The 19,197-nt window shown below is 44.8% G+C and carries 15 protein-coding genes and 1 pseudogene; 2 read left to right on the forward strand and 14 right to left on the reverse strand.

Translation table 11 applies throughout. The features are described from left to right. Positions 1 to 180: 180 nt before the first annotated feature. The 14 genes from AC6H04_RS05495 to AC6H04_RS05560 all read right to left on the reverse strand — a co-directional run bounded on the left by AC6H04_RS05495 (position 181) and on the right by AC6H04_RS05560 (position 18,179). A complete protein-coding gene (locus tag AC6H04_RS05495) occupies positions 181 to 1,719 on the reverse strand; it encodes a gamma-glutamylcysteine synthetase (protein WP_497570732.1) in 1,539 nt (512 codons plus the stop codon). 132 nt (positions 1,720 to 1,851) lie between these two features. Then, positions 1,852 to 3,225, reverse strand: a complete 1,374-nt coding sequence (gene rlmD, locus AC6H04_RS05500) for a 23S rRNA (uracil(1939)-C(5))-methyltransferase RlmD (protein WP_497570733.1) — start codon at positions 3,223 to 3,225, stop codon at positions 1,852 to 1,854. Between the two features lie 85 nt (positions 3,226 to 3,310). Next, positions 3,311 to 4,324, reverse strand: coding sequence for a diacylglycerol kinase (locus tag AC6H04_RS05505; protein ID WP_497570734.1), 1,014 nt, complete (start codon positions 4,322 to 4,324; stop codon positions 3,311 to 3,313). Positions 4,325 to 4,357: 33 nt separating this feature from the next. Next, positions 4,358 to 5,779 (reverse strand): Asp-tRNA(Asn)/Glu-tRNA(Gln) amidotransferase subunit GatB, encoded by a 1,422-nt coding sequence (gene gatB, locus AC6H04_RS05510; RefSeq protein ID WP_497570735.1) that lies wholly within the window; start codon positions 5,777 to 5,779, stop codon positions 4,358 to 4,360. Next, entirely contained in the window at positions 5,779 to 7,248 is a 1,470-nt protein-coding gene (gene gatA, locus AC6H04_RS05515; protein WP_497570736.1) for an Asp-tRNA(Asn)/Glu-tRNA(Gln) amidotransferase subunit GatA, read from the reverse strand. Before gatA ends, gatB begins: the two co-directional genes overlap by 1 nt. A 5-nt stretch (positions 7,249 to 7,253) precedes the next feature. Next, a complete protein-coding gene (gene gatC / locus AC6H04_RS05520) occupies positions 7,254 to 7,562 on the reverse strand; it encodes an Asp-tRNA(Asn)/Glu-tRNA(Gln) amidotransferase subunit GatC (protein WP_098825781.1) in 309 nt (102 codons plus the stop codon). 130 nt (positions 7,563 to 7,692) lie between these two features. Next, on the reverse strand, positions 7,693 to 8,853 hold the full coding sequence (locus AC6H04_RS05525) for a CamS family sex pheromone protein (RefSeq protein ID WP_497570737.1): 1,161 nt from the start codon (positions 8,851 to 8,853) through the stop codon (positions 7,693 to 7,695). Continuing rightward, positions 8,853 to 10,895, reverse strand: coding sequence for an NAD-dependent DNA ligase LigA (gene ligA, locus AC6H04_RS05530; protein ID WP_497570738.1), 2,043 nt, complete (start codon positions 10,893 to 10,895; stop codon positions 8,853 to 8,855). The genes AC6H04_RS05525 and ligA overlap by 1 nt, the downstream gene beginning before the upstream one ends. 13 nt (positions 10,896 to 10,908) lie before the next feature. Then, a complete protein-coding gene (gene pcrA, locus AC6H04_RS05535) occupies positions 10,909 to 13,161 on the reverse strand; it encodes a DNA helicase PcrA (protein ID WP_497570739.1) in 2,253 nt (750 codons plus the stop codon). Between the two features lie 254 nt (positions 13,162 to 13,415). Beyond that, positions 13,416 to 14,561 carry an RNA-guided endonuclease TnpB family protein gene (locus AC6H04_RS05540; RefSeq protein WP_497570740.1) on the reverse strand — a complete coding sequence of 382 codons (1,146 nt, stop codon included), beginning with the start codon at positions 14,559 to 14,561 and terminating at the stop codon, positions 13,416 to 13,418. A 172-nt stretch (positions 14,562 to 14,733) separates the two neighbouring features. After that, positions 14,734 to 15,891: an ATP-grasp domain-containing protein gene (locus tag AC6H04_RS05545; RefSeq protein ID WP_497570741.1), complete on the reverse strand. Its 1,158-nt coding sequence runs from the start codon at positions 15,889 to 15,891 to the stop codon at positions 14,734 to 14,736. A 112-nt stretch (positions 15,892 to 16,003) separates the two neighbouring features. Next, positions 16,004 to 16,531, reverse strand: a complete 528-nt coding sequence (locus AC6H04_RS05550) for a DUF2179 domain-containing protein (protein ID WP_497570742.1) — start codon at positions 16,529 to 16,531, stop codon at positions 16,004 to 16,006. 57 nt (positions 16,532 to 16,588) lie between these two features. After that, complete coding sequence (locus AC6H04_RS05555; RefSeq protein WP_497570743.1) at positions 16,589 to 17,173, reverse strand: xanthine phosphoribosyltransferase; 585 nt, start codon at positions 17,171 to 17,173, stop codon at positions 16,589 to 16,591. A gap of 94 nt (positions 17,174 to 17,267) precedes the next feature. After that, positions 17,268 to 18,179, reverse strand: coding sequence for a 1,4-dihydroxy-2-naphthoate polyprenyltransferase (locus AC6H04_RS05560; RefSeq protein WP_497570744.1), 912 nt, complete (start codon positions 18,177 to 18,179; stop codon positions 17,268 to 17,270). 341 nt (positions 18,180 to 18,520) lie between these two features. Here AC6H04_RS05560 and AC6H04_RS05565 point away from each other — a divergent pair, with 341 nt between their 5' ends. Both AC6H04_RS05565 and AC6H04_RS05570 read left to right on the forward strand, forming a co-directional pair. Then, entirely contained in the window at positions 18,521 to 18,688 is a 168-nt protein-coding gene (locus AC6H04_RS05565; RefSeq protein ID WP_497570745.1) for a helix-turn-helix domain-containing protein, read from the forward strand. A 99-nt stretch (positions 18,689 to 18,787) separates the two neighbouring features. Continuing rightward, positions 18,788 to 19,197: pseudogene (locus AC6H04_RS05570) on the forward strand (RNA-guided endonuclease TnpB family protein); the annotation flags it as partial.

The raw sequence follows: 19,197 nt of genomic DNA on the forward strand, positions 1-19,197 counted from the left end.
CGAACTTTGTCGGAATACGTTTTTTTGCGTTAAATGGCCGGAATCTGAGTTGTAGCGCAGGTTTAGACTAGATTAAAGTATTGAACAAAAGCAAACTTTAAATTGTCTTTAAGTCAAGAAACCAAATGAAATTTTTACCAATATAGACTTATGGCACAACCTCATTTATTATGCACACTTTTACATTGCCTGGTCATTATCCGCATCCGGCAATGGCAAATCTGGAAACATGTGCTTCAAGTATTCCGTTGCGGGTTCATCAGGCACCCGATTTGCTTCAACTACCTGTGTAATGGAGTTAAACGTCAGCATCAGCATGATGGCACCGTTTTCGTCGCGAACGGCATAGTATCTGATGCCCAGTTGAATCGCTCGAAAGACCAGCTCTTGGGCATGAATATTTAAGCGTGACATTCTCGGTAGTAACTGGTCTGTGCCCACACGTGCCGCCTTCCACGCTGAAGCCCGTTGATTGGCAAAGGTCATCAAACTGCCATTGTCATCCAAATGACTCACTAGCTTAGCAGATGGCGTAAGTTCTGGGTGGGTCATGACTTCAGCAAAGTCGTCAATCGCATTAATCAGCTCTGTGTGCGCCTTTAGTTGAACCGCTAGTTCGTGTAGCTGACGGAAGAATTGCTGTCCTTCAGCAGTCTTAAACGTTGCTTGGGTCGGATTTTCTAATGCTACCCGTTCATTATCTGCGTCAGCCTGTTTTAGCCGGTCAATAATCTGATCATCATCCACGGGCGTCACTAGCGCATAAATGAACAACAGCTTCATCAAGTAAAGCGCGTGACGACTAATCCCGTTTGAACGGAACGGCGTGGTATCCAAGCAACGAAACTCCAGATACCGCACGCCTTTAGTCGCCATCTGACTCAATTCATCTACGCCGCGCAAACGAACCGGACCATAAAATTCAGCTTGACTGTACAACTTTTTACTCTCAATCAAACTAGAAAGTCGTTCAACGAAGTGCGGTAAAGATTGATAAATGGTGGCATCTACGCCATCGTCGGGTAAATTAGCGTAGCCAAAGTGACTATTGCGAATACTTCTCACGGGTTGTGACAAACTTGCTGGCAGTTGGTCAAAGAACCCATCCTCAGCAACGGGTGAAGCGCCAAATAAATAAGTAATCAACCACCGATTTAACACCAGATTTTGCGCCATTCTGAAATAAAGTGCATTCCGAAAGTCAGTGACTCGCTGAAACTCGTCTTCGTAATGGGCATATAACCGGTTGATCACTGGATCTGGAATACTGTAGTTTAAGTGAACACCCGTCATAATCTTGGAGGCAATCCCGTATTTTTCTGTAAGATAATCACGGTAATCCCTGAAAGCTGGCCGTTCGAAATGTGCTTCGATAAAGTCCTTGTCATCAGTAGTGAGCCGTGGCGGCATGCTCAAAGGCCAGATGCGATCACCACCCTGCATTGAACGATAAAAAACCGTCTGCAGTGTATCTAACTGATCCAGTACGCCACCGATGTTAGGATTAGGGTCCGTAATGAGTTCTGCTTGTGTCTCAGCAAAATCCGTTTGTAAATACGGATGAAAGGTTCGTGAACCTAACATCTGCGGATGTGGTTCACGGCTGAGCTGTCCCTTCGTATTGACCCGGTTTTCCTCAATTTCTAGTCCTACTAATCCATGATACAGTTGTTCACTGACACCTTCTGCTTTAATAACGCTCAATAGATTGTCTAACATCCGAGATCCCCCGCTTGTGTGTTAACGTTGAATCGATTATAAATTAAAACACTGTGAGTAATCAAGGTATTGAGACATAAAAAAAGAACTACTGAGACTGAAATCTCGGTAGTTCTTTTCATTAAACAAATTTTAATCTTTTTCCAATAACGTAACGGATTCGATATGTGGCGTTTGTGGAAATTGGTCTACAGGCTGAATAGGTTCAGTCACGTGGTAACCTTTTTCTGCAAAACGTTGAATATCACGAACTAATGTCGATGGATTACAGCTGACGTAAACGACCTTCTTAGGCTGCATTGCTGCTGCACTTTCAATCAACGTTTCGTCCAACCCTTTACGAGGTGGATCAACAACGATTACATCCGGTTTCAGGCCCTGTTTCTGCCATTCAGCCATTTGGTATTCAGCTTTATTAGTTGCGAAGTGTAAATTGGTCAAACCATTCAGTTTGGCATTCTTCTTAGCATCTTCTACAGCAGTTGAAACAACTTCAACACCGTAAACATCCTTGGCATGGCGTGCCATGGCTAAGGAAATCGTCCCAATACCACAATAAGCATCAATCACAGTTTCGTTGCCGGTTAAGCCAGCTCGGTCGATGGCTAATTGATACAACTTTTCAGTTTGTACAGGATTAACCTGATAGAACGATTGGGCTGAAATTTCAAAGCGGTTGCCCAACAGTGAATCATGAATCACAGGTTCGCCGTATAAGACGTTTGTGATTGGGCCAAGAATCACGTTAGTTGGCCGGTTATTCACGTTTTGAATAATGCTGGTCACTTCTGGTAATTGTTCAGAAATTTGCTCTACAATTGCCTTCGCACGAGGTAACGTGTGGCTATTAGTGATCAAACCAACCATCATTTCTTTTTCGTAGTAACTCTGACGAACCATCACGTTACGGATGATCCCCTTATGCGTTTTTTCATCATAAGCTGGAACTTCCTCGGCACGTAAAATATCTCGGACGATCACAATCGCTTTATCGATCCGTGGGTCTTGAATATAGAAATCAGTCAACGGAACTAGGTCATGGGAATGCTGACGGTAAAAGCCAGTTTCTAACTGTCCCCTAACTGTCCGAACTGGAATCTGTGCTTTATTCCGGTAATGGTATGGGGTTTCCATCCCAATGGTTTCAGAAACACTAAGGTCAAGTTTATTCTTGGCCAATAATGATTCGATTTGGTGCTGTTTAAAACGAAGCTGTGCCGGATAAACCATGTGTTGTAAAGGTGCGATTCCTGCCTGGGCAAGTTTACGGTCCTTCTCATCGATTTCAGCCCGGTCTGGTGAAGTCGTTAAATGTTCCAAGACCCGGCCAAAACCAAAGCTTTTGCCGACTTTTGTGACCACAAACTTGATCTCTTCACCTGGTAAAGCATTGGCGATAAACAATGAATAGTTGTCAATCTTAACCACGCCGTTACCTTCATAGGTCAGGTCCATTACGGTACCCGTATACGTTTCGTTTTTTGCTACTGGTGCTTGTATTTTCATTAAAATCTCCTTGTTTTAACCAAAAGAAAGGTTTTGCTGCCTTACGTATCATACAGCAAAACCCTCCCAATTAATACCTAAAAAACTATTTCTTTGGTTCTTCGTCCTCTGGCAACTCCTGAACTCCAGCTAAGAATTTGCGCTCAGCTTCAAGGAATTCGGGTGTTTCAGTTTCCACGGCAGTGTCTGGAATATCATCCAGATTGGCATAAGTTTCGATATGCTGCTTCAAATTAACGAAGGTCATCGGTGCATCACCACCGTATTCACCATCCAAATTAATCATGATTTTTGAATCACCAGTCGGTTTAGCCTCAACCTTACGCACTTTACGATAAATAATCCGCGGATCGTTAATGTGCTTACCACCATTTAACACTAAGGTCATCAGATGCAAAATTTCAGCGAAATTGCTGGTTTTCACAATGATCATGGTAAACTTGCCATCATTTAATGACGCATCCGGCACGATCTGCTCAAAACCACCAACCGAATTGGTTAATGCCAAGAAGAACATGGATGCTTCGCCCTTATATTCTTCACCATCGTACTTAAGGTCTACCTTAAATGGTCGAATCCGGGGCAAAAGTTCTGCGCCCTTCACCAGGTAGGCTAAGTAGCCAAACAACGTTTTTAAGTTGGATGGCACTTCGTAAGTTAACTCGGTTAAACGTCCACCACCGGCAATGTTGACGAAGTACTTCTTACCTGCCAAGCCAATATCCATTTTAATCGTTTGGTTCTTTAAAACGACTTTGGCAGCAGCTAATGGATCCTCACGTGGAATTCGTAGTGCACGAGCGTAATCATTCGTGGTACCGGCTGGAATAATGGCCATTTTCGGCCGCTTCTTCAAGCCGGCAATCCCGTTGACGACCTCGTTAATAGTCCCATCGCCACCGGCTGCCACAACTAAATCAAAGCCTTCGCGACTTACCCGTTCGGCTTCATCACGTGCCGAATTAGGAGCTGGGGTAGTGGCAAACGCGCTCGTCTCGTACCCCGCCTGTTCGAAGACTCCTAAAATATCGATCATATCTTTCTTCAAGGCCTCCCGACCAGAAGAAGGATTATATATCACTCGCGCACGTTTCCGCATAAGTGTCTCCCTCCAATATTAAACAACTAACGTTTACTTTTTAAGTGAAGCAATCAACAGCTTGTTAACCACTTGAGGGTTAGCCTTACCGTGAGTTTGCTTCATGATTTGACCCACAAGGTACCCAACGGCACGGTCTTTACCGTTATTGTAGTCATCAATTGATTGTTGGTTATCAGCAAGTACTGAATCAATAATCGGTTGCAGTTGAGCTGGGTCGGATAATTGAACCAGACCCTTTTCTTCAACAAAGGCTTTTGGTTCTTTTCCTTGGGTAATAGCCTTGAAGACCTTCTTGGCCATCTTAGATGAAATGGTACCATCAGTAATCAAGTTGATCATACCTGCTAAGTTAGCTGGTGTCAGTTGAGTATCCTGTAAATCAGCATGCTGTTCGTTCAAGAAGGCGTTCACGTCACCTTGAAGGTAGTTGGCAGCTGACTTAGGATCGGCACCAAGTTTAACCGTTTCATCGAAGAAATCGGCCATTTCCTTGGTTTGAGTCAGAACCATAGCATCGTAATCCGTTAAGCCAAGTTCTTTAACGTAACGTAAACGACGACTCCCTGGCATTTCTGGCATTTCAGCACCAATCTCATTGACCCATTCATCACTGATGTTCAGTGCTGGTAGATCTGGTTCTGGGAAGTAACGGTAATCATCGGAACCTTCCTTAACACGCATCAAAATGGTCTGACCAGTGGTCTCGTCAAACCGACGGGTCTCTTGTTGAATCTCGCCACCAGACATCAGGACACGTTGCTGACGCTGTTCCTCAAACGCTAGCCCTTTACGGACGTAGTTAAAGGAGTTCAAGTTCTTCAGCTCAGTCTTTGTCCCGTATTCCTTTTGACCCTCAGGGCGAATGGAAATGTTGACATCGACACGCATGGAACCTTCTTCCATCTTCACGTCAGAAATCCCGGTAAATTGAATCCGTTGACGCAGTGCCTCAAGGTAGGCATAGGCTTCGTCAGGAGAAGCAATTTCTGGCTTCGATACGATTTCAATCAACGGTGTGCCTTGACGGTTCAAGTCAACGTATGAATAGTCACGTTCATGGGTGTTCTTACCGGCATCTTCTTCAATATGCATTTCGGCAATCCCGATGCGTTTCTTTTCACCATCAACGTCGATTTCAATCCAGCCATCATGAGCGATTGGCTTATCAGATTGGGTAATTTGGTAAGCCTTAGGGTTATCAGGATAGAAGTAGTTCTTCCGGTCGAAGTGAGTATGTGGTTCAACTTGCGCATGAAGTGCTAAAGCAGCCATGATACCGGACTTCACAACACCTTTGTTGGTGGTTGGTAATACCCCAGGATAGCCCCAATCAATGACGTTGGTGTTGGCGTTAGGATCATCACCAAACTCTACGGGAGATGGACTAAAGATCTTGGAATTGGTTTTTAATTCAACGTGGACTTCAAGTCCGATAGTTGTTTTAAAATTCATTAGTTATTACCCCCTTGCTTAGGTGTTTGTTTGTGAAAATCAGTGGCTTGTTCGAAGACATAACCGGCTTTGTAAAGGGTCGATTCGTCAAATGGCCGACCGATGAGTTGCATCCCAACTGGCAAGCCTTTAGCAAAGCCAGCAGGAATCGACATTCCTGGCAATCCAGCAAGGTTAACAGGGATCGTCAAAATATCGTTCATATACATGGTCATTGGGTCAGAAACTTCTTCGCCAATCTTGTAAGCTGGCGTTGGGGCAACTGGACCCATGATGAAATCGTGATCTTTCAAAACGGCTTGGAAGTCGTTAATGATCAGTGTCCGTACTTGAGCGGCCTTCTTGAAGTAGGCATCGTAGAAACCGGCTGAAAGGGAGAATGTCCCCAGCATGATCCGACGCTTAACTTCGTCACCAAAGCCTTCACTACGAGAGTTCACATAAACGTCTTCTAGGTTCTTAACGTCTTTAGAACGGTGACCGTAACGAATCCCATCAAACCGTTGTAAGTTAGATGAAGCTTCTGAACTAGCAATGATGTAGTAAGCAGCAACACCGTACTTGTTATGCGGTAATGACACTTCGTCAACCGTTGCACCAAGTTCGCGGTACTTATCGGCAGCAGCCAAAATCGCGTCTTTAACTTCTTGGTCAACACCTTCACCTAAGAATTCCTTAGGTAAACCGATTTTCATCCCTTTAACGCTGGTTTGATCGTTCAATTCAGCAGCAAAATCTGGCACTTCCTTAGTAGAAGTGGTCAGATCGTGATCATCATGACCGGCAACAGCGGAGAGCAAGATTGCGTTATCCTTCACTGTCCGAGTCATTGGACCAATCTCATCGAGGCTAGAAGCAAAGGCAATCAAGCCCCAACGAGAAATGCGGCCGTACGTTGGCTTCATCCCAACGATGCCGTTAAATGAGGATGGCTGACGAATCGAACCACCAGTATCGGAACCAAATGCGGCAACCACTTCACCGGCAGCAACGGCAGCAGCTGAACCACCTGATGAGCCACCAGGTACACGGGTATAATCCCAAGCGTTCTTAGTAGTCTTAAAAGCAGAGTTTTCAGTTGAACCACCCATGGCAAATTCGTCCATGTTGGTCTTACCAACGTTAATTACACCTTTATCGTTCAAGGTGCTAACCACCGTGGCATCATAAACTGGCACAAAGTTTTCCAGCATCTTAGAAGCAGCTGTTGTGGTCAGTCCCTTGGTCACGATGTTATCTTTAATCGCGAGTGGAATACCGGCAAGGATGTTATCTGGGTCAACACCCTTTTCGTCCATTTCAGCAGCTTTCTTTAAGGCTGCATCCTTGTTTAAAGCCAAAAAGGCGTTTAAGTCAGGGTCAGTAGCTGCAATGTTATCAAAAGTAGCCTTAACCAAATCAGTTACACTGATCCGCTTAGCCACTAAGTCATCATGCAGCGATGTGAGATCTTTTTCGAAATAGTTCATCGTTTCTACTCATCCTCACTTTCATCAATAATCGTTGGTACTCGAATGTAGCCTTTTTCAGATTCTGGTGCGTTAGCCAGTAAGGCATCACGCTGTCCCCAGTTGTCGGCAACGTCTTCTCTCATAACGTTGATCTGGTCGCTGACACTTGAAGTGGGTTCAATCCCTTCAGTATCGACTTCGTTTAAGGTTTCAAATAACCCAATAATTTCATCTAATTGGGTGGTAAAGTACTTCAGTTGATCGTCGTTCAGACTTAACTTCGCTAACGAGGCAACGTGTTGTACCTGGTCTTGATCAATTCGACTTGCCATCAAGTTTCCCTCTTTCACAAGAATTCTGCGTAAATTACGCTACACATCAAATATACTACCACAATATGACTCAAAATAGCACTGGTTTTAAGGCTCAGACCAGTGCTATTTTTTCTTGACGCAATTTCAATCAATAACTATTGAAGACGTGAGACGTAAACTTCTTCGCACCATTGTCACGACTTAAGAACGATTGGACCCCATCTGTGGAACTGACGGTAATGTCAATCGGTGCGTTAGATGGTAAGTATTTTTGCGCAGCTTGTTGCAGATACTGCGTAAAACTAATAATTTCAGTTTGACTATAGAATTGCGTTGTAATCTTAACGTTCATCCCGGTCAACTGTTTATTAGTGTAGTGTGCCTGAGCGGTAACCCCGCTCAAATTAGGAAAGTAGTTTTGAATTTGACTCTTAAAGTTTTCAAAGGACGCCTCGTCGTTTGAATTGCCACTTCCTGAACCGGCATTGGTTGCTTTAGAAGACGTTGTGGGATAAACGTAACTTTGTTCGCTAATCGGCTTCCATGAGCTGACTGTCGTGGCGCCAGCCCGGTTGTTTGAATAAGAGAAGAAGCTGCCCCCAACTAAGCTATCCGTTGGTGCCTGTCGATAAAGTGCAATGGTGATTGGCACGTTCTTCAAAGCTGGTTTTTGACGTAGCCGAGCAAGCACTTTATTCGCAATCTGACGACCTTCACGCTGAGCTTCCGCCTTACTGATCTTGGTCTGATAAGTTGAACCAAAGTTCTTCTTTTCGTAATAGTCAACGGAGTTCATGCCCAGTCCAATGGTAATACCAGACAGCGTTAACTTTTTACCGTTTTGCTTCATGAAATCTTGTTCTTCCATCTGTTGCAGGTAGATGGGATTTCGGGTATTCGGATCCGTTTTACCATTATTGACGGGGTTTAAGCCATCTGGATTAGACTTCGATTTGCGTCCCAACCAGTTTTGAACGGTACTGGTATTCAAATACTGTCCCTCTTCAAAAATGTACTTGCTTGGTGAATAAACCTTCTTAGAAACGGTCAGCAGACCACTTTCAAAACTCTTCAGATTAAACTGATTGTCGTTTTGAGAAACATTGACACCACGAGACTTGCTGGTCACATACCGGCCGTTTTTGATGACACTTTGGTAGTCGCCAGCAGCAGCCTGTCCAGTGAGCTGAGTCCCCTTATTGCTACTACTGCCACTGGTGCTGGCACCGTTAGAACTCCCTAAATTACCACAGGCACTTAAAAAGAGTCCGCAAATTGCCATCACAAATAAGGCTTTAAATCGTTTCATTACTTCTTTCCTCCATCTTCAGACTGGTTCGACATCTCGGCTGCAAACCGTTCTTCGTTCCAGACTGGTACGTCGAGAGCTTCTGCCTTGGTCAACTTACTGCCGGCATCCGTTCCCGCAATCACAAGGTCCGTCTTTTTGGAAACACTGCTCGTCACATCTGCGCCTTGAGCTTCCAGCCAAGCACTGGCATCACCGCGTGTCATACTGGTTAACTTACCAGTAAGCACCACACGCTTACCGCTGAAGAAACCATCTGTCGGTGCAGCTTGTTCAGTACCCGAGGTGTAAGTCATGTTGACCCCACGCGTTTCAAGTTCATGAACCAACTGACGAGCGCCTTCATTACTGAAATAAGTGACTAGACTATCCGCAATCGTGTCGCCAACTGAATCGATCTCTGCGATTTCTTCCTGACTGGCAGCCATCACATTAGCCATGGTATTAAAGTGAGCAGCAATCAATCGAGCAGCTTTATTGCCCACGTGACGAATCCCTAATCCAAATAATAAGCGTTCTAGCGAATTATTGCGACTGTTATCCAACGCATTTAATAAATTATTAGCAGATTTCTCACCAAATTTATCTAACGTCACCAATTGATCAAAGGTCAGGTCGTATAAGTCGGCAACATCTTCAACGTACTTCTTTTCAAATAACTGACTGATGATCCGTGGGCCGAGACCATCAATATTCATGGCATTTCGTGACGCGAAATGGGTCATCTGTTCCGTTAGCTGTTTCGGACAGCGCGGATTAATGCAGCGCAACGCCACTTCACCGTCTAAATGAACCAGTGTCGCACCACAGGATGGACACTGCGTTGGAATCACGTATGGCTTGCTGTCAGCTGGCCGTTTGCTAGGCACATAATTGGAAATTTCCGGAATAATGTCGCCGGCTTTATGCAGCATCACGGTGTCGTTAATGCGGATGTCTTTTTCAATTAAATAATCGGGGTTGTGCAGCGTAGCCCGGGCAACCGTCGTGCCGGCTAATTGCACCGGATCCATAATCGCGGTTGGTGTGACGACACCAGTACGGCCAACTGTCCATTCAATATCGTGAACGACGGTTGCCGCTTCTTCTGGTGGAAACTTATAGGCAATCGCCCAACGAGGCACCTTAACCGTGGCCCCCATGGAACGCTGTACTGGCAATGAATTAACCTTCACTACAATGCCATCAATGCCATAGGACAAATCATCACGCTGCTGCGTATATTCATCAATGTAGGCGTTAACCTCATCCATATTGTGAGCCACTCGATAATTCGGGTTAGTCGTAAATCCAAGTTCGGCAAGCTCATCAATGAGGCCACTTTGAGTCCGCGTGTTCAGTGGTTCATAGTCAGCCACGTTATACATAAACGTGCTGAGTTTTCGTTCTGCCGTTATCTTGGTATTTAACTGGCGTAAACTGCCAGCAGCAGCGTTCCGCGGATTAGCAAACACCGACTTGCCTTCAGCATCCCGTCGTTTATTCAGTTCAATAAAGGACGCCTTGGGCATGTAGCACTCGCCACGGACTTCAATGGTCAATGGCCGGCTGAGCTGTGTGGGAATCGACGGAATGGTCTTCAGATTAGCCGTAATATCCTCGCCAATCTGACCGTTACCTCGAGTTGATCCCTGAACCAGCTTACCATCTACATAACGTAACGAAATTGCCAGACCGTCAATTTTTAGCTCGCAATTGTACGTACCAGCCTCGTTTTCCGTAATGTGGTTCACAAAGTCTGCCAGTTCTTCCTTTGAGAAAACGTCACCCAATGACAGCATGGGAATGTCGTGAGTCACCTTAGAAAAATCGGATGAAATGTCGCCCCCCACGTTTTGGGTTGGTGAATCAGGTGTGATTAAATCCGGATACTTCGTTTCGATAGCCACTAATTGGGCGTATTTTTGATCATAAACTGAGTCTTCAACCGTTGGGGCGTCCTCACTGTAATAAGCCTCTCCCCAAGCACGCAGCTGCGGTCGAAGTTGCTTTGCTAAAGTCTCTGCTTCTGCTTTTGTTAGAGAATCAAGTGATGGTTCCATTTCAACACCCCTGTTATTCTTCTACCTTCGTAATTGGTGCGAAGGCAGCTAATAGTCGTTTGACACCTTCTTGCGGGAAGGCGATATCCAGTTCCATATCTTCACCAGTACCGTTGATTTTAACCACGGTACCCGTCCCCCACTTCTTATGGGTGACTTTATCACCCGTTCGCCAAGCTTGTTTATCCGCACCAGTACCGTTGTTTACGGTCACTGAACTGGAACGCTTCTGGTGATAAGTAGTGGCCGTGGCTGATGCGGTACGCCGGTCAAATGGCGTCCGTAATGAAGTTGCACCACTCTCGCCAGGAGTTGTCCGGTTATCCATTTGCAGCAGTTCCGGTTCAATTTCTTCAATAAAGCGGGATTGTGGATTTCGTTGTGGCCGACCATACAGCATCCGTGAAAAGGCGTTGGTAATAAAGAGTCGCTGCTTAGCACGGGTAATTCCCACGTAAGCCAATCGACGTTCTTCTTCCAGCTGATCATGGTCTTCCATGGCACGACTTAGTGGGAAAATGCCGTCTTCCATCCCGATGAGGAAGACAACTGGAAATTCTAGACCCTTGGCGGCATGTAGCGTCATTAAGGTCACTTGAGCAGGTTCTTCATCCACGTCGTCCTGATCAGAAACCAATGCCAATTCTGCTAGAAAATCAACGATACGATCACCCGAATCACTCTCATCGGCATCGTAACTTTCATCAAATTTTTGTGTTACTGACAAAAATTCCTGGATGTTTTCCAGACGGGTTTCTGACTCCAAACTGCGGGACGCTTGTAATGCCGCTTTATAGCCGGTAGTGTCCAAGATTTGTTCAGTTAATTCTGTCACGGTGCTTTCTTTGACGATGGCCTGCAGTTTTTGAATCGTAGTGGCAAAACCGCCAATCGCACCGCGAGCACGACTGGAAATATCGTTGGCTACATCAACGTTCATGGCTGCTTCTAATTCTGACCAGCCGTTATCTTGCGCAAACGCCCGTAACTTGGTCAACGACCCATTACCGATCCCACGTTTAGGTTCGTTGATTACCCGTTCCAGACTCAGGGTATCCGCCCCGTTAGCCACCAATGTCAAATAAGCCAGCATGTCCTTGATTTCTTTACGGTCATAGAACTTATGCCCGCCAACAATGGTATACGGTACGTTAGCTTTGACCAGTGTTTCTTCCATTACCCGTGACTGGGCGTTAGTCCGGTACAGGACTGCAAAATCACCATACTGGTAATGTTGTTCATGCATTAAATCCTGAATTTGAGAAACAACGTAACGCGCTTCATCGTTTTCGCTTTGACCACGATAATAATGAATCTTTTCACCCTGATCGTTTTCAGTCCAGAGGTTTTTATCCTTCCGGTAGCCGTTGTTTTTGATCACCTGGTTAGCAGCGTCCAAAATAGTTTTGGTTGAACGGTAATTTTGCTCAAGCATGGTGACGTGAGCATCCGGATAATCCTTCTCAAAGTTCATGATGTTTTCAATGTTAGCACCACGCCAACCGTAAATACTTTGGTCGGAATCACCCACAACACAGAGGTTATGGTGCTCACGTGCCAGCATATTCACTAACGTATATTGCGCATCGTTGGTATCTTGGTATTCATCCACGTGAATGTACTGGAACTTCTTTTGGTATTCCGCCAGTACATCCTTATTCTCATTAAATAACTGGATAGTCAACATGATTAAATCATCAAAATCCATGGCTTGATTACGCTGCAACCCGTTTTGATAAGCGTCGTAAGCTCGTGCCGTCACCTCATCCATGGGGTTACCGGCTTCCTGAGCTAACTGCTTAGGGGTTTTAAGTTCGTTTTTAGCGTTGGAAATTTTGCCCAAGATTGCCCGTGGATCAAACTGTTTCGTGTCCACGTTCATATCGGCTAATACCCGCTTCATTAACGTCCGCTGATCACCGGTATCGGCAATCGAGAACGCTCTGTTATACCCTAACTTATCCGCGTGACGGCGCAAAATTCGCACACACAGCGCATGGAAAGTTGAGGCCCAGACATCGTTGCCCTCTGGTCCTAACAGCTTGACGATTCGTTCGCGCATCTCACGAGCCGCCTTGTTGGTAAAGGTAATGGCCAGCACGTGCCAAGGCATGATGCCTTTTTCAATCAAGTAAGCGATCCGGTGGGTCAAAACCCGCGTCTTACCACTACCGGCACCAGCCATGATCAACAGCGGCCCCTCGGTATGCTCAACAGCTTCTCGTTGTTCCTTATTCAGTTTTGCTAACAATGCAGATTCAGCCACAATATTATTCCTCTCCTGTTTGTACGGTTACTCACGCACTAACAATTTACTTCTCAGCACGTATCTTTATAAATTCACTAATAAAATTGTCGCCTATCTTGATTGATAAAGCAACACTTTTATCGGGTGAACTACTCGTTACTAAAGTAATGAGCTTCTAGGAACACCGCTGACTTACGTATCATTCAAAGAAGCATGGTACGCAGAGGTTACGGTTATTGACTAAGGGCCGTTCCAGCCCAGTTGGTCTTTTATTATGCTGTTGCTTTTAGAATATTCATTGCAGCATTGATATCGCGATCATGGTTAATCCTGCAGTTGGGACACGTCCACTGGCGAATGTCTAAGGTGTGCTTGCCATCATCGTAGCCACAGCTTGAACAGAGCTGGGACGTTTTTCGTGGATTGACAGTGACCAGCTGTTTCCCATACCAAGCACACTTATATTCCAGCATTAAACGTAATTTTCGCCATGACTGGTTGGCGATCGCTCGGGCGAGTTTATGATTTTTTAGCAGATTTTTGGCTTTCAAATCTTCAATCTTTATCACGTCATACTGCTCAACCAATTCTTTAGTGATGTTGTGCAGATAGTTATCCCGTTGATTGGCAATCTTCTCATTATATTTAGCGACCATGCGCTTAGCCTTCAAGTAGTTCTTAAAATCAGTCAACTCTTTGGGTTCGGGTACCTGATTGTGCTTATCCCAGGCGATCTCTTTTTCGGCTTGACGTCTGCGCCGGGCCAAACGTTTTTCCCAGTAACGCTTCTTTTTACTGAGCCGTTTATCAAACCGGATGGTGGGGTATTTAACGCCATCGGAAGTAATCATGAGATCAGCAACACCCATATCAATACCGATGGCCTTACCAGTGCGGTTTAATGGCTCAATATCAGTATCAACCAAGATAATGGCGTAGAACTTACCGGTAGCGGAGAGTCGAATCGTTACGTTCTTAATTTTACCAACTGGTTGTCTTCCAGCTTTAAATCTCAGGCATCCCAATTTGGGCAGCTTTAGATGATACTTATCAATCACCTGAATATTGTGGTTGACTGCGTTACATTGATAGCTTTGCTTGGGAAACTTACGGGACTTGAACTTCGGTAACCCTTTGTGTTCTTTGAACAGTTTTTGATAGGCGTGATGCAAGTCACGACTCACATGCAACAGAGAAGTTGATTCAGCTTCTCTAAGAAAGGGATATTCCTGTTTCAAACATTTAATGAGGTAGTTCATACCAAACTCGTTGACGTAACGGCCACGGTTGGCATAGCGCTGCTTCTGCATATCGAGCAACTGATTCCAAACGAAACGGCAGTAACCGAAATTAGCCGTAATTTTTTCCTGTTGTTGTGCAGTGGGATAGATACGGGTTTTAATCGCTTTTAGCGTCATAAGTGGTAACATCCTTTGGTTTTGTCGTTGGCAAACGTATGTTCTTATTATACGATATTCCCAACCAGTTGCCAACAAACAATGTCAGAAAAAGGCAATTCATCACGTTCTTAAAAGAACGTGTTTCCTTGCCCAAATTCAAAAAAGGCACCCTCGTGAGAGTACCTCTTAATTATTCAATTTCAGAATCGGTAGAACCTTGCGACCAAATCTCGGTATCTTCCAGCTGTTCTAACAGCTTGTTGACGTTGTCACCCTGAACCAGAATATGCCCGGCCAATTTTTGACCGTCGAAATCTTGATGACCTTGCCGGTAGAATGAGAAGTGCCAGTTTGGCTTCAAAGTCCACTGCGTCCGAATAGCGTTGGCCTGTTGCCGCGTAAAAGCTGCCATCACCGTTGGCTTCACAACCTGAACGTCGCTTAACGGCATCCCAGCGATTGCTCGCAGGTGCTGTTCAAATTGACTAACAGTTGTCGCCCGGTCAAAGATTCGTCCAGCTTCACCAAAGGTTGGAATGATCTGTTTCACGTAAATCGAACCGTTATTGTTGATCATAAAGTCCACTTCAAAAACGCCCACGTACTTCACGTTAGCCACGATTTCGTGACAGATACGATCCATTTCTGCTTGAACATCCGGATCAATGGCTACCGGTAAATAAGCCCAAGCCATCAACCCATTTTGGCGTTTAACTTCAACTGTTGGAAACAAGCTGGCCTCCCCGTTTGCAGCCCGCGCAACGGTCACGGTAAACTCCCGTGAATAATCCACGGTGGATTCTAGAATATAAGTTCCCCAATCCATTAGACCAGCAGCCTGCGCAATATCGGTCTGAGTCCGAATCGTCATTTCTTGACCATGTACCAAATCTTTTTGAATCGGTTTAAGAACACTTGGGTAACCGATGGAATTAATTGATTGGTAAACGTCATCAAGACTGACAATGGTGGCATAAGGTGGAATATTAACGTTGAGTTGTTCGTAAAATGCTCGCTCAAGTAAGCGATCCTGCATCATCATCTGAAAATCAGAGCCCTGTGGTAACAGGGTTGACTCTTCAATCACCGAGAGAACGTCCGGACTAAGATGTTGAGAATCGTAAGTGACTAGATCACAACGTTCTGCGAAATCAGTCAACCGGTCATGGTCAGCTAGTTCGCCAACGATTTTAAAATCAGCCAATTGCAGCATTTCACTCGTTTCATCGGGGCCGTATGCGCCTACTTTGAAACCCGCTTGCCGTGCTGCAGACACGATCATTGGTCCATCTGTACTGTCGCCGATTACCCCAATGGTGCCTCCTGGATACAAAACATGATTGTCCAAATTTGTTCACTACCTTCTTATCAATAAAAGATGATCTTTTATTTTCATTATAACTTTACTTACAAATTGTACTACTATTTCGCTGAATCTTTAAAAAGTCTTATGCCCGACTTTACTGCCGAAAACGGCGACGAACCTTCTTGACCCAGAAACCGCCAGAAATATATTTGGGCTCGTAAGTGATGATAAAGGCCTTAGGTTCGCGGTCGTTCACGATTCCGTACAGACGTTGCTCCTGATTTCTAGGAGTCAAAATATCTAACACCAACCGATCGCCCTCTAAGCCCTCCGCTTGGCTCTGAGTCACCCCAAAACCGCTTGAACGAAGAATCTTTGGCAATTCACTGTCCGTACTGGGGAGGATGACAGTGGCCATAATGTAACCCAGTGCCAGCTTATCTTCAATCCAGATGCCGACTCGAACACCGACACCGTAACCCAAAGCGTACGCAATGACATTCCAAACGTTGTCCAATTGGTTCAAGACCATGGCCAAACCAACCACGTAAACCGTGATTTCCACTACGCTCAAAATGGGTGCCAAATTGCGGTACCCCTTCATGGTGAGCATGAATCGAAGTGTGTTTAACGTAATGTAAACGAAACTAATGACGAAAATTGAAATGATAGTCCAAATCATGTTCCCGCCTCCAATCGTACAGTGCCAACCGACTAGCGAAATAGCAATGATAAAGCTTTACTTCGTCTCAGGCTCAGCAAAGGTGACCTGGTTATCATCCAGAGAAGCAATACTTGCCAGCGCCTCCAAATGGATGCCTTGATCCAGCACCATTTTGTGGCCCTTCTGGAACCGCTTTTCAATTACTACACCAACACCTGCTACATCCACCTGTGCGGCTTTACAAATTTCCAGCATACCTTGCACCGCTTGACCGTTAGCCAAGAAATCATCGATGATCAACACTTTATCATCCGGATCAATGAACCGTTTATCAATACTGATATCGTTGTTAACCTGCTTGGTGTACGAATAGACCGTTGCCGTATAGAGGTTATCGGTCAATGTCAGTGACCGGTGCTTACGTGCAAATACCACCGGCACATTCATTTGAAAGCCTGCCATCAAAGCGGGCGCGATTCCAGATGATTCAACCGTTAAGATCCGGGTAACACCTGCGCCTTCAAACAGCCGCTTAAACTCCGCACCTATTTCAAACATAAGCTGGGGATCAACTTGATGATTCAAAAAGTTATCCACTTTTAACACTTCACCGGGTAAAACAGTGCCGTCGCGTTTGATTCGATCTTCTAGTAACTTCATCGATAACTTCCTCCTAAATAACGTCCAGTCTGACGTTTCTAACTTATGCTTAGTGTACTCGAAAAATCGCGGTTTTGCCAACCTGAAAGCGACTTTACCAGCCTAAAATAGTACCTAAACCAATCCAGATGATGCAAAACAATGCCATAATTAAAGCATTTTGAACAGCGTATTTAAAGGTTTCCTTTTTCACTTGTTTAACCAAAAAGGCACGGGTATTCCGATAAATCAGCGGAATGCTGAGTAAGACTAGCAGGCTCATGATCGGCAGGTAGCCTAAAATAACACTGGCAATCAAGCAGATATAGCCAGCAACGTAATCACCCACAAAAACTTTTAGCATGACTGGCTTGCCCAGATAATACACGATGGTTTTACGGTTCAGCGTCTTGTCTTCGTCTGCATCACACAGGTTGTTGGCGAGCATAATGTTAGCAATGGCAAAAACCGCAATGCCGGAAGTCAGCAACACTTTAAAAAAGAGTGCCCAAGTCAGTGACTGAACCGGATAAGTATTGATGTAAACGGAAATCAAAGTGATCACGAAACCCATGGTCAGCCCGGAAAAGGCTTCCCCGAACGGCGTGGTAGAAATTGGCCGTGGCCCAGCAGCATAGCAGTACCCCACTAAAAAGCAGAACACGCCCATAACTAACAACGGCCAACTGGTTTCAATCACCAGCAAGATGCCCAGAACAGTGGCACTGCCAGCCATTAAGATAATCAGGTTACGAATCAGGTTGACGGATAAATGATGCACGCCAATAATGTTAGTTTTTTGCTTCCACTCTGAAGCCTCAGCCGTGGCATGGCGGTAATCCGAATAGTTGTCGTGGGCATCAACCGCCATGTTAAACAGCAACATCGCCACGAAAAAAGTGATTGCTAACGGCCAGTTAACTTGACCAAACACATAATAAGAAAAAAAGAGTCCCATGAAAAAGGGCCAAACGGAAGCGATTTTGGCTTTCGCTTCCACTAGTTCCAAAAAAACATTTACAGACATAATAGACCTCCAAGAAATAATGATGCAAAAATTGACATTGGTGCGTGAGCTTTGTATCTTAAACATAGCACTTTACAAAGGAGGAATGAACAGTAACTGTTTTGCTGTAAAAGGATATCAATCTTTGTAAAGTGGTGCTTCTATACTATTCTGTATTCTTATAAGTCCGGTGAAGATTATAACAAGGTTAAAGTTAGGAGTTTAACTTTCCGTATTAGCTAATAGCTTATAAGTAGTGATTTATATGAATTTCATTAAAAGGCTTTTGGGGATAAAGCCATCCCGTATAATATGAGAGACACCTCACCTTGGTGATTAAATTCCATAAGGCGGAACAGTTGATGTTACTCACTTATAAAGTCGAAATTAAGCCGACTGAAAAACAAGCCTGGCAGATTGATTGCCATATCGGTGGCAGTCGTTGGGCCTATAACCTGTTTTTGGATATCAATCAGCAACGCTACGAAATGGGCTATTGCTACTTAAATGCTTACGCTTTTAGCAAGTGATTTAACCATGAATATCTAGAAGCTAACCCTGATGATATATGGATCAAGGATTTATATGCCAAATCGGTTAAGCAGGCTTTTATTGATGCTGATATGGCTATGAAACGATTTTTCAAGAAACAAAGTGGTTTTCCACATTGGCGATCTTTTAAACGTGGTCAAGGCAGTTACTACTTTGTTAAAAACAGTAAAACGCAAATCATTGCCTGTCAGCGTCACCGGATTAAGTTACCCAAGCTCGGCTGGGTTCGTTTAAAAGAGTTGGGCTACATTCCGACAGACTCAGAACACTTCGTTATTAAACACGGTCGGATCAATTTTAAGGCTGGGCGGTATTACTTGACCTGTTTGGTGGAACAGGTCGAATTGCCAAAGTTAGCACTGACCGGTGAGCCCATTGGCATTGACCTTGGCCTAAAAGAATTTGTCATTCTAAACGATGGTACTCTGTATCGCAATCAAAATAAAAGTAGTCGGATAAGACGGATCAGAAAACGCCTTATACGCCT

Source organism: Secundilactobacillus sp. MJ173 (assembly GCF_059704265.1).

Bases quoted from the DNA above. Each gene is read 5' to 3' on its own strand.
- AC6H04_RS05495 (WP_497570732.1), bottom strand. From the start codon at position 1,719: ATGTTAGACAATCTATTGAGCGTTATTAAAGCAGAAGGTGTCAGTGAA.
- rlmD (WP_497570733.1), bottom strand. From the start codon at position 3,225: ATGAAAATACAAGCACCAGTAGCAAAAAACGAAACGTATACGGGTACC.
- AC6H04_RS05505 (WP_497570734.1), bottom strand. From the start codon at position 4,324: ATGCGGAAACGTGCGCGAGTGATATATAATCCTTCTTCTGGTCGGGAG.
- gatB (WP_497570735.1), bottom strand. From the start codon at position 5,779: ATGAATTTTAAAACAACTATCGGACTTGAAGTCCACGTTGAATTAAAA.
- gatA (WP_497570736.1), bottom strand. From the start codon at position 7,248: ATGAACTATTTCGAAAAAGATCTCACATCGCTGCATGATGACTTAGTG.
- gatC (WP_098825781.1), bottom strand. From the start codon at position 7,562: ATGGCAAGTCGAATTGATCAAGACCAGGTACAACACGTTGCCTCGTTA.
- AC6H04_RS05525 (WP_497570737.1), bottom strand. From the start codon at position 8,853: ATGAAACGATTTAAAGCCTTATTTGTGATGGCAATTTGCGGACTCTTT.
- ligA (WP_497570738.1), bottom strand. From the start codon at position 10,895: ATGGAACCATCACTTGATTCTCTAACAAAAGCAGAAGCAGAGACTTTA.
- AC6H04_RS05540 (WP_497570740.1), bottom strand. From the start codon at position 14,561: ATGACGCTAAAAGCGATTAAAACCCGTATCTATCCCACTGCACAACAA.
- AC6H04_RS05550 (WP_497570742.1), bottom strand. From the start codon at position 16,531: ATGATTTGGACTATCATTTCAATTTTCGTCATTAGTTTCGTTTACATT.
- AC6H04_RS05555 (WP_497570743.1), bottom strand. From the start codon at position 17,173: ATGAAGTTACTAGAAGATCGAATCAAACGCGACGGCACTGTTTTACCC.
- AC6H04_RS05560 (WP_497570744.1), bottom strand. From the start codon at position 18,179: ATGTCTGTAAATGTTTTTTTGGAACTAGTGGAAGCGAAAGCCAAAATC.
- AC6H04_RS05565 (WP_497570745.1), top strand. From the start codon at position 18,521: ATGTTACTCACTTATAAAGTCGAAATTAAGCCGACTGAAAAACAAGCC.